Genomic DNA, 9,571 nt, shown 5'->3' with positions numbered 1-9,571 from the left:
CGTTCAGATGACCGCAACCCTCATTGCACCGATCGCAATGGACGAAGGTCTGCGTTTCGCAATCCGTGAAGGCGGTCGTACCGTCGGCGCGGGCGTTGTTGCCAAGATCATCGAATAATTTTTTCTCTTGATCTTTGTGAAGCGGGCGGCTATGTAAGCCGCCCGCAACACTTTTGCGGCAATCGTCAACTCCAGTTGAGGGGCCGGTGTCCTTTTGAGGGCTCCGGTACATAATTACATGGATAGTCAGAACATTCGCATTCGCCTTAAGGCGTTTGACCATCGCGTGCTGGATCAGTCCACACGTGAGATCGTCAATACGGCGAAGCGCACTGGCGCAGAGGTCCGCGGCCCGATTCCGCTGCCGACCCGCATCGAAAAGTACACTGTTCTGCGGTCTCCGCACGTGAACAAAAAATCACGCGAACAGCTCGAAATCCGTACGCACAAGCGTCTTCTCGACATTGTCGACCCGACCCCGCAAACCGTCGATGCTCTTATGAAGCTCGACCTTGCGTCCGGTGTCGATGTCGAGATCAAACTTTAATCGGGAGTAAGCCGCAATGCGTAGTGGACTTATTACCCAGAAGGTCGGTATGACCCGCGTCTTCAACGACGATGGTTCCCACCTTCCTGTAACCGTTCTGAAGGTCGAAGATCTTCAGGTCGTCGCCAACCGTACCAATGACACCGACGGCTACGTCGCTGTTCAGCTTGGTTATGGCAAAGCGAAAGTGAAAAACGTATCCAAGCCGATGCGTGGCCACTTCGCCAAAGCTAAGGTTGAGCCGAAAGCCAAACTTGCTGAATTCCGCGTAAGCGAAGACGGTCTGATCGAAGTTGGTGCAGAACTTGCTGCAACTCACTTCGTCGAAGGCCAGTTCGTTGACGTAATCGGCACGTCCATCGGTAAAGGTTTTGCCGGTGCGATGAAGCGTCATAACTTCGGTGGTCTGCGTGCGTCGCACGGTGTGTCGATTTCGCACCGTTCGCATGGTTCCACTGGTCAGTGCCAGGATCCGGGCCGCGTCTTCAAAGGTAAGAAGATGGCTGGTCATATGGGTGCCGCACGTGTGACCGTTCAGTCCCTTAAAATCGTCTCTTCTGACGCTGATAAAGGTCTGATCCTGGTTCACGGTGCAGTCCCGGGTCACAAGGGTGCCTACGTCCTTGTCAAGGACTCTGTGAAGCGTGCTGCACCGGAAGGTCTTCCGTTCCCGGCTGCGCTCAAGGGTGCTGCCCCGGCTGCTGAAGAAGCTGTCGCCGAGGATAAGGAATAAGCATCATGAAGCTCGACATTCTCAAACTTGACGCTTCCAAGTCCGGCAAGATTGATCTCGCAGAAGAGATCTTTGGTCTGGAAGTACGTCGTGACGTCCTGCACCGCATGGTGAACTGGCAGTTAGCAAAACGCCGTGCCGGTACCCACAAGGTGAAGGAAAAGTCCGAAATTTCCGCAACCACGAAAAAATTCGTGCGTCAGAAAGGTAGTGGCGGTGCTCGTCACGGTTCCCGTAAGGCTGCACAGTTCCGTGGTGGTGGTACCGTGCATGGTCCGCGTGTTCGCGACCACGCACACGATCTGACCAAGAAGTTCCGTAAACTCGCGCTTAAAACCGCTCTGTCGGCTAAAGCAAAAGACGGTAAGCTTATCGTTCTTGATAATGCGGAATTCTCGGACGCAAAAACCAAGAATCTGGTCGCTGTTTTCAATAACCTCGGCTGGAAGTCTGCACTGATCATCGATGGTACGCAGGTCAATGAGGGTTTTGCACGCGCAGCGCGCAACATCCCGCAAATTGATGTGCTTCCGGAGATTGGTGCTAACGTCTATGACATCCTGCGCCGTGACACCCTGGTGCTGACCAAGGGTGCGGTCGAAGCGTTGGAGGCACGTCTCAAATGACGATCATCAGCAAAGAGCGGATGTACGAAGTCATCCGCGCCCCGCATATCACTGAAAAGTCGACGTTGATTTCTGAACACAATGCTGTTGCGTTCAAAGTCGCGATTGACGCCACCAAGCCGGAGATTAAGGCTGCTGTGGAAGGTCTGTTCGGGGTGAAGGTCAAGGCGGTCAATACCTCTGTGGTAAAAGGAAAAACCAAGCGTTTTCGCGGTATTTCCGGTCGTCGGAGCGATTTCAAGAAAGCGATGGTAACCCTCGAAGAGGGTCAGTCCATCGACGTGACTACGGGAATCTAAGACAATGGCTTTGAAGAAGTTTAAACCAACCTCTCCTGGTCGCCGTCAGCTGGTTCTCGTGGATCGTTCTGATCTCCACAAGGGCAAGCCGATTAAAGCGTTGACCGAAGGTCTTCGCAAAAAAGGTGGCCGTAACAACACTGGTCGTATCACCGCCCGCCGTATTGGTGGTGGTCACAAACGTCGTTACCGTATGATCGATTTCAAACGTACCAAGTTTGATGTCGTCGGTACCGTCGAGCGTTTGGAATATGATCCGAACCGTACTGCGTTTATCGCACTGGTTCGTTATTCTGACGACGAATTGGCCTACATCCTCGCACCGCAGCGTCTTGCTGTCGGCGACAACGTTGTTGCCGCTGACCGTGTAGACATTAAGCCGGGTAACGCCGCACCGCTGAAGAATATTCCGGTCGGTACCATCGTCCATAACGTCGAACTGAAAGCCGGTAAAGGTGGTCAGGTCGCACGTTCAGCAGGCTCGTATGTACAGCTTGTTGGTAAGGACCAAGGTTACGCCCAGCTTAAGCTGTCCTCCGGTGAGGTACGTTTGGTTCGTGGTGAATGCATGGCTACCATTGGTGCCGTGTCCAACCCGGACCATCAGAACTCGAACCTTGGTAAAGCCGGCCGTAATCGCTGGCTTGGCAAACGTCCTTCTGTTCGTGGCGTTGCCATGAACCCGATCGATCACCCGCATGGTGGTGGTGAAGGTCGTACATCGGGTGGTCGTCATCCGGTTACGCCGTGGGGCAAGCCTACCAAGGGCAAACGTACCCGCTCGAACAAAAAGACCGACGCGCTTATCATGCGCCGTCGTCACAAGAGCTAACGGAGGAGGCTAGACTATGGCGCGTTCCGTTTGGAAGGGTCCGTTTGTTGACGGATACCTTCTTAAGAAAGCCGATACTGTCCGTGCCTCAGGCCGGAATGAGGTAATTAAGACCTGGTCGCGGCGCTCGACGATTTTGCCGCAATTCGTAGGCCTCACCTTTGGGGTTTACAATGGCCAGAAATTCCTGCCGGTGCTCGTGACCGAAGATATGATTGGTCACAAGTTCGGTGAGTTCTCGCCGACCCGTACCTATTATGGTCACGCGGCCGACAAAAAGGCGAAGAGGAAGTAACGATGGGTAAGAAAGCTGACATCCGTCGGCTGGCGGATAACGAGGCTGCGGCTTCGCTCCGGGCAGTACGCATTTCCCCGCGTAAGCTCAACCTCGTCGCCGAGTCGATTCGTGGAATGAACGCAGAAGCTGCTTTGGCAGAGCTGACATTCTCCAATAAACGTATTTCGCAGGACGTCAAAAAGCTGCTGGAATCGGCAATCGCTAATGCCGAGAACAACCATCAGCTTGATGTCGATCGTCTCTACGTTAAAGAGGCATCTGTTGGTAAGGCCTTCGTAATGAAGCGCTGGCGCGCCCGTGCACGCGGTCGTGTTGGTAAAATTCTGAAGCCGTTCTCCAACATGCGCATCATCGTTTGCGAACGTGAGGAGGCCGAGTAATGGGTCAGAAAATCAATCCAATCGGTCTGCGCGTTGGCATTAACCGTACCTGGGATTCCCGCTGGTACGCCAACAAGTCCGATTTCGCTGATCTTCTTCATGAAGATATTGCGATCCGTAATTTCATCTTCGATCGTCTCAAGCAGGCGGGTGTTTCGAAGGTGATTATCGAACGTCCGGCGAAGAAAGCCCGCATTTCGATCCACACCGCTCGTCCGGGCGTTGTGATCGGGAAAAAAGGCCAGGACATCGAGAAGCTCAAGAACGATCTGCAGAAGCTGGCGAATGCCGAAGTGCAGGTTAACATCATCGAGATCCGCAAGCCGGAACTTGATGCCAAGCTGGTCGCTGACAACATCGCCCAGCAGCTTGAGCGCCGTGTTTCGTTCCGTCGTGCTATGAAGCGCTCGGTTCAGAACGCAATGCGTCTCGGTGCTGGCGGCATTCGTATTAATGCTGCTGGTCGTCTTGGTGGCGCTGAAATCGCTCGTACCGAATGGTATCGTGAAGGTCGCGTTCCGCTGCATACCCTGCGTGCGGACGTTGATTATGGCACTGCAGAAGCTCACACCACCTATGGTGTTTGTGGTCTGAAGGTCTGGATCTTCAAGGGCGAAATCATGGCACATGATCCGTTGGCTTCTGAGCGTAAAGCGCTCGAGTCGGCTGGTTCTGGCCGTAAGTAAGGAGATCCAGATATGCTTTCTCCGAAACGTACAAAGTTCCGTAAAGCTCACAAAGGCCGCCTTAAAGGTGAGGCCAAGGGTGGCACGGATCTTAATTTCGGCGCTTATGGCTTGAAAGCCATGGAGCCTGAGCGTATAACGGCGCGTCAGATCGAAGCGGCTCGCCGTGCGATCACCCGCCACATCCGCCGTCAAGGTCGTGTGTGGATTCGCGTTTTCCCGGATCTCCCGGTCTCGCAGAAGCCTGCCGAAGTCCGTCAGGGTAAAGGTAAAGGCTCGCCTGAGTATTGGGCGGCACGCGTTAAACCGGGTCGGATCATGTTTGAACTCGACGGTGTTCCGTTGGATCTTGCACGCCGTGCTTTCGAGCTGGCGTCGGCTAAATTGCCGATCAAGACCAAGTTTGTCACCCGTCTTGGTGAAGGGGAGTAATTAGTGATGAAAATTGCTGATCTCCGCGCGAAAAGCGCTGACGAACTGAAACAGATGCTGCTGGACCTGCGTAAAGAATCGTTCAACATGCGATTCCAGCAGGCTTCCGGTCAGTTTGAGAACACTGCGCGGGTCCGCCAGGTCCGTCGTGATATTGCCCGCATTAAAACCCTTCTCGGTAACGAGAAGGGTGCTACCGCGGCCTAACTGGACACGCAGAGGAGTAAACACACATGCCGAGGCGTGTATTGCAGGGGACAGTCGTTTCGACCAAAAACGACAAGACCGTGGTGGTCCGAGTGGAGCGCCAGGTCATGCACCCGCTGTATAAAAAGTACGTGCGTAAGTCGAAGAAATTCCACGCGCACGATGAAGAGAACCGCTTCAAAACGGGTGACGTTGTTCGCATTCGCGAATGCAAACCGATCTCGAAGTTGAAGTCTTGGGAAGTAGTGGTCGAGGAGTGAGTCCTCAGCCCAATCATAGTCAAGGGGTAAACCCATGATCCAGATGCAGTCCAATCTGGACGTCGCCGACAACAGCGGCGCTCGCCGCGTCCAGTGCATCAAGGTGCTGGGCGGCTCGAAGCGCAAAACCGCTCACGTTGGTGATGTTATCGTGGTTTCCGTTAAGGAAGCCATTCCGCGCGGTCGCGTTAAGAAGGGTGCAGTTCACAAAGCTGTCATCGTTCGCACCGCAAAGGAAATTCGTCGTGCCGATGGCTCGGCGATCCGCTTTGACCGCAACGCTGCCGTTCTCATTAATGCGAACGGCGAGCCGATCGGCACGCGTATTTTTGGCCCGGTAACCCGTGAACTTCGTTCGAAGGGTTACATGAAGATCATTTCGCTCGCTCCGGAGGTGCTGTAATGGCTGCCAAGATTAAAAAGGGCGACCGCGTCATTGTTCTGACGGGTAAAGACAAAGGGAAGACCGGCGAAGTCATCGCCGCATTCCCGACCGAGAACAAGGTTCTGGTTTCGGGCATCAATCTGGTGAAACGTCACCAGCGCCCGACCGGTGCTGATGCCGGTGGCATCGTCGAGAAGGAAGCAAAAATTGCTGTTTCCAACATCGCGATCGTCGACCCGAAAGAAAACAAGCCGACCCGCGTCGGTTTCAAGACCCTTGATGATGGTCGCAAGGTTCGCGTAGCGAAGCTCAGCGGCGAAGTCATCGACAACTGAGGGACGGAAAAATGACGCGCCTGCGCGAACATTATAAAGAAGTGGTGCGTGACGCACTCCAAGAGGAGTTCTCTTACCAGAACTCCATGGAGATTCCGCGCCTCGAGAAAATCGTGATCAACATGGGTGTCGGAGACGCCACCCAGGATCGTAAGAAACTGGAAGGTGCGGCTGCGGATCTCGCTGCCATCACCGGTCAGAAGCCTGTCTTCACCAAAGCGAAAAAGTCCGTTGCGGCTTTCAAGCTGCGTGAAGGCATGAACATCGGTTGTAAAGTGACCCTGCGTCGCGACCGTATGTTTGAGTTCCTGGACCGTCTGGTCACCATCGCGCTTCCGCGCGTTCGTGACTTCCGCGGCCTGAACAAAAAATCTTTCGATGGTCGTGGCAACTTTGCCATGGGCTTGAAAGAACAGTTCGTCTTTCCTGAGGTAGAGTACGACAAAGTCGACTCTGTTCGCGGGATGGATATCATCATTTGTACCACGGCAAAGTCCGACGACGAAGCTCTCGCCCTGCTTAAGGGCTTTGATCTTCCGTTCGGAAACTAACTGGAGGTTGGCCCATGGCCAAGAAGAGCGCTGTAGAGCGTGAACTCAAACGTGAACGCCTGGCAAAAAAATATGCTGCCAAGCGTGCCGCCCTTAAAGCGGTGATCGCAAATCGCGAGACGACCCCTGAGGATCGTATCGTGGCTGTGATGAAACTCGCCCAGTTGCCGCGCAACTCGGCCCGTATCCGTCAGCGTATTCGCTGCCAGGTATCTGGTCGTCCGCGTGGTGTCTATCGCAAATTCCGCCTGTCCCGTATCGCCCTTCGTGAACTTGCTTCGCGTGGTCAGATTCCGGGCATGGTGAAGTCGAGCTGGTAAGGAGGACATCACATGTCGATGACTGATCCAGTCAGTGATATGCTCACGCGTATCCGTAACGGTCAGCGCGTTGGTAAATCCAGCGTCGTTTCGCCGGCTTCGAAACTGCGTACCAGCGTGTTGGATGTTCTCCAGCGCGAAGGTTACATCCGCGGTTATAACGTTAATGAAATTCGCAAGGGCGTCAGCGAAATCACCATCGAACTCAAGTACTTTGAGGGTGATGGCGTGATTAAGCAGATCGACCGCGTCTCGACCCCGGGTCGTCGTGTATATTCGAAGATCAAAGATCTTCCGAAGGTATACAACGGTTTGGGCATCGCAGTCCTGTCTACTCCGAAAGGGGTTCTTTCGGATCAGGAGGCTCGCGAGCAGAATGTCGGCGGCGAAATCCTCTGCAAGGTATTCTAAGGAGGGCCACGATGTCGCGAGTAGGAAAAAATCCGGTGGTTGTGCCTAACGGCGTTACCATCACCTTGACCGATCAGCAGATCAGTGCAAAAGGCAAGCTCGGTGAGCTTAACCTTCCGCTGAACAGTGCCGATATTTCCGTAACCCAGGAAGACAACCAGATCTGGGTGAAACCGAAAAACGATGGCAAGCGCGCCCGTGCCCTTTGGGGTACCACCCGTGCGAACATCGCGAACCTCGTTACCGGGGTTTCTGAAGGTTTCACGAAGAAACTGGAAATCACTGGTGTTGGTTATCGTGCGCAGGTTCAGGGTAAGAAACTTGTTCTGCAGCTTGGCTTCTCGCACGACGTAGAAATGGAGATCCCTGAGGGTCTTAACGTCGTTGCCGAAAAGCCGACCCTTGTCGCCATTTCTGGCGCAGATAAACAAGTCGTCGGTCAGTTCGCTGCAAATGCACGCGGCTGGCGCGGTCCGGAGCCTTACAAAGGCAAAGGTGTCCGCTACGAAGGCGAGTATATCTTGCGCAAAGAAGGCAAGAAGAAGTAAGGACAGGCACGATGAAAAACGTGAGAAGCCTCTTCGAACGCCGCAAACGTCGCGTTCGTTTTGCGATCCGCCAGAAAGCGGCCGGTCGCCCGCGCCTCAGCGTGCACCGTTCGAACGCCCACATCTATGCTCAGATCATCGACGACGTCGCTGGCACCACCCTGGTGGCTGCTTCGACGATGGAGAAAGATCTGAAGGCGAAAGGCAGCAATGCCGAAGCCGCTGCTCTGGTTGGCAAAGCCATTGCCGAGCGCGCAGTGAAAGCTGGTTTGAAAACTGTTGTTTTCGACCGTGGTGGGTATCTGTTCCATGGCCGAGTGAAAGCTCTGGCCGATGCCGCCCGTGAGGGCGGTCTGGACTTCTAAGGAGCACGACCATGGCACGTAACCAGAATCAACAGCAGCAGGCGCCGAAAGCCCGTGAAGAAAACGAACTCGTCGACAAATTGGTTGGTATCAACCGTGTCGCCAAGGTCGTTAAGGGCGGTCGTCGTTTTGCTTTCTCCGCAATGGTAGTTGTCGGTGACCAGCGCGGTCGCGTCGGATACGGCACGGGTAAAGCCCGTGAAGTTCCCGAGGCGATCCGTAAGGCTACCGAAGCTGCTAAACGTAACATGATCCGCGTTCCGCTGCGTGAAGGCCGTACCCTTCACCATGATACGCAGGGCCACTTCGGTGCAGGCAAGGTTGTCCTTCGTTCTGCTCCGGCTGGTACCGGTATCATCGCAGGCGGTGCGATGCGTGCGGTTTTCGAAACCATGGGCGTTCAGGACGTTGTGTCCAAATGTACCGGTTCGAACAACCCGCACAACGTGATCCGCGCAACCCTTGACGCTCTGGTCAACGGTGCGTCCCCGCGTCAGGTCGCTGCTAAGCGTGGCCTGAAAGTCGGTGACGTCGTTGCCCGTCGCGATAGCGGTTCGGCTGCGGCCGCCGTTCTCGAAAAGGAGTAATTCGATATGGCTGCTAAGAAAAAAGCGACCGTACGCGTTACCCAGACGGGTTCGCCGATCGGACGTCCGGCTGATCAGCGCCAGACCCTTGTGGGTCTTGGCCTGAACAAAATGCACCGGACTCGTGAGCTGGAAGATACTCCGGCTGTTCGCGGTATGATCGCAAAGGTCAAGCACCTCGTCCGTGTGGACGAGGCTTGATTGACCCCAGATCGAAAAGGTGTTGAACGATGAAACTCAACGAACTTGCCGATAACGCTGGTGCCCGCAAAGCGCGCACTCGCGTCGGTCGCGGCATCGGTTCGGGCAAAGGCAAAACTTCTGGCGCAGGTCAGAAGGGTCAGAAGTCCCGTTCTGGTGTAGCTATCAATGGCTTCGAAGGCGGGCAGATGCCGATCTATCGCCGTCTTCCGAAGCGCGGCTTCAAAAACCCGTTCAAGAAACAGTTCGGTGTTGTGAACCTTGGTACCCTTCAGACCGCCGTTGATAACGGTGTTCTCGAAGACGGTGCGAATGTCACCATCGACGTTCTGGCGGAAAAAGGTCTGGCCCGTCCGCAGAAAGACGGTCTGCGTCTTCTTGCTAAAGGCGAACTGAAAGCAAAACTGAACATCGAAATTTCCGGTGCTTCCAAAGCGGCTGTTGAAGCTGTTGAGAAAGCCGGCGGTTCGGTTAAGGTTCTTGCCCCGGTCGCTGCTGCAGAAACCGCAGAATAAGCCGAGTAATGACTTCGAGAGGGTCCGGTTCCAGTAATTTACGGGACCGGACC

22 protein-coding genes are annotated in these 9,571 nt (G+C 54.7%); all 22 read left to right on the top strand.

The window, feature by feature from the left end:
- On the top strand, window positions 1-118 hold a 118-nt coding region (locus JF44_RS20070; RefSeq protein WP_081944300.1), incomplete at its 5' end, for an EF-Tu C-terminal domain-related protein.
- Between the two features lie 120 nt (window positions 119-238).
- Entirely contained in the window at window positions 239-547 is a 309-nt protein-coding gene (gene rpsJ / locus JF44_RS0101585; RefSeq protein ID WP_008892173.1) for a 30S ribosomal protein S10, read from the top strand.
- Window positions 548-563: 16 nt separating this feature from the next.
- Window positions 564-1,280 (top strand): 50S ribosomal protein L3, encoded by a 717-nt coding sequence (gene rplC, locus JF44_RS0101580; RefSeq protein ID WP_033067188.1) that lies wholly within the window; start codon window positions 564-566, stop codon window positions 1,278-1,280.
- Between the two features lie 5 nt (window positions 1,281-1,285).
- Window positions 1,286-1,906 (top strand): 50S ribosomal protein L4, encoded by a 621-nt coding sequence (rplD, locus tag JF44_RS0101575; protein WP_033067187.1) that lies wholly within the window; start codon window positions 1,286-1,288, stop codon window positions 1,904-1,906.
- Window positions 1,903-2,205, top strand: a complete 303-nt coding sequence (locus JF44_RS0101570) for a 50S ribosomal protein L23 (RefSeq protein ID WP_008892176.1) — start codon at window positions 1,903-1,905, stop codon at window positions 2,203-2,205. The genes rplD and JF44_RS0101570 overlap by 4 nt, the downstream gene beginning before the upstream one ends.
- Before the next feature lie 4 nt (window positions 2,206-2,209).
- On the top strand, window positions 2,210-3,037 hold the full coding sequence (rplB, locus tag JF44_RS0101565; protein ID WP_033067186.1) for a 50S ribosomal protein L2: 828 nt from the start codon (window positions 2,210-2,212) through the stop codon (window positions 3,035-3,037).
- Window positions 3,038-3,053: 16 nt separating this feature from the next.
- Entirely contained in the window at window positions 3,054-3,332 is a 279-nt protein-coding gene (rpsS, locus tag JF44_RS0101560) for a 30S ribosomal protein S19 (protein ID WP_008892178.1), read from the top strand.
- Window positions 3,333-3,334: 2 nt separating this feature from the next.
- Window positions 3,335-3,715, top strand: coding sequence for a 50S ribosomal protein L22 (rplV, locus tag JF44_RS0101555; RefSeq protein ID WP_033067185.1), 381 nt, complete (start codon window positions 3,335-3,337; stop codon window positions 3,713-3,715).
- On the top strand, window positions 3,715-4,401 hold the full coding sequence (gene rpsC, locus JF44_RS0101550; RefSeq protein WP_033067184.1) for a 30S ribosomal protein S3: 687 nt from the start codon (window positions 3,715-3,717) through the stop codon (window positions 4,399-4,401). The genes rplV and rpsC overlap by 1 nt, the downstream gene beginning before the upstream one ends.
- Before the next feature lie 12 nt (window positions 4,402-4,413).
- Window positions 4,414-4,833, top strand: coding sequence for a 50S ribosomal protein L16 (gene rplP, locus JF44_RS0101545; RefSeq protein ID WP_033067183.1), 420 nt, complete (start codon window positions 4,414-4,416; stop codon window positions 4,831-4,833).
- Between the two features lie 6 nt (window positions 4,834-4,839).
- On the top strand, window positions 4,840-5,040 hold the full coding sequence (rpmC, locus tag JF44_RS0101540) for a 50S ribosomal protein L29 (RefSeq protein ID WP_033067182.1): 201 nt from the start codon (window positions 4,840-4,842) through the stop codon (window positions 5,038-5,040).
- A gap of 26 nt (window positions 5,041-5,066) precedes the next feature.
- The gene (rpsQ, locus tag JF44_RS0101535) at window positions 5,067-5,300 is read left to right on the top strand and encodes a 30S ribosomal protein S17 (RefSeq protein ID WP_008892183.1); all 234 of its coding nucleotides are present in this window, start codon (window positions 5,067-5,069) and stop codon (window positions 5,298-5,300) included.
- Between the two features lie 34 nt (window positions 5,301-5,334).
- Window positions 5,335-5,703, top strand: a complete 369-nt coding sequence (rplN, locus tag JF44_RS0101530; protein ID WP_033067181.1) for a 50S ribosomal protein L14 — start codon at window positions 5,335-5,337, stop codon at window positions 5,701-5,703.
- Window positions 5,703-6,020, top strand: coding sequence for a 50S ribosomal protein L24 (gene rplX, locus JF44_RS0101525; RefSeq protein WP_033067180.1), 318 nt, complete (start codon window positions 5,703-5,705; stop codon window positions 6,018-6,020). The genes rplN and rplX overlap by 1 nt, the downstream gene beginning before the upstream one ends.
- A gap of 11 nt (window positions 6,021-6,031) precedes the next feature.
- A complete protein-coding gene (rplE, locus tag JF44_RS0101520) occupies window positions 6,032-6,571 on the top strand; it encodes a 50S ribosomal protein L5 (RefSeq protein ID WP_033067179.1) in 540 nt (179 codons plus the stop codon).
- A gap of 14 nt (window positions 6,572-6,585) precedes the next feature.
- On the top strand, window positions 6,586-6,891 hold the full coding sequence (gene rpsN / locus JF44_RS0101515; protein WP_033067178.1) for a 30S ribosomal protein S14: 306 nt from the start codon (window positions 6,586-6,588) through the stop codon (window positions 6,889-6,891).
- Between the two features lie 12 nt (window positions 6,892-6,903).
- Entirely contained in the window at window positions 6,904-7,302 is a 399-nt protein-coding gene (rpsH, locus tag JF44_RS0101510) for a 30S ribosomal protein S8 (protein WP_033067177.1), read from the top strand.
- Window positions 7,303-7,313: 11 nt separating this feature from the next.
- Complete coding sequence (gene rplF, locus JF44_RS0101505; protein ID WP_033067176.1) at window positions 7,314-7,850, top strand: 50S ribosomal protein L6; 537 nt, start codon at window positions 7,314-7,316, stop codon at window positions 7,848-7,850.
- Window positions 7,851-7,861: 11 nt separating this feature from the next.
- A complete protein-coding gene (gene rplR, locus JF44_RS0101500; protein ID WP_033067175.1) occupies window positions 7,862-8,215 on the top strand; it encodes a 50S ribosomal protein L18 in 354 nt (117 codons plus the stop codon).
- Window positions 8,216-8,226: 11 nt separating this feature from the next.
- Complete coding sequence (gene rpsE, locus JF44_RS0101495; protein WP_033067174.1) at window positions 8,227-8,802, top strand: 30S ribosomal protein S5; 576 nt, start codon at window positions 8,227-8,229, stop codon at window positions 8,800-8,802.
- Between the two features lie 6 nt (window positions 8,803-8,808).
- Window positions 8,809-9,003 carry a 50S ribosomal protein L30 gene (gene rpmD, locus JF44_RS0101490; protein WP_022734163.1) on the top strand — a complete coding sequence of 65 codons (195 nt, stop codon included), beginning with the start codon at window positions 8,809-8,811 and terminating at the stop codon, window positions 9,001-9,003.
- A 29-nt stretch (window positions 9,004-9,032) separates the two neighbouring features.
- Entirely contained in the window at window positions 9,033-9,518 is a 486-nt protein-coding gene (rplO, locus tag JF44_RS0101485; protein ID WP_033067173.1) for a 50S ribosomal protein L15, read from the top strand.
- The last annotated feature ends 53 nt before the right edge of the window (window positions 9,519-9,571 follow it).

The sequence above is a fragment of the Thalassospira australica genome, assembly GCF_000763295.1.
Classification (GTDB): domain Bacteria; phylum Pseudomonadota; class Alphaproteobacteria; order Rhodospirillales; family Thalassospiraceae; genus Thalassospira; species Thalassospira australica.
The sequence above is the reverse complement of the archived record's forward strand: the minus strand, read 5'-3'. Positions and strand labels throughout refer to the sequence as shown.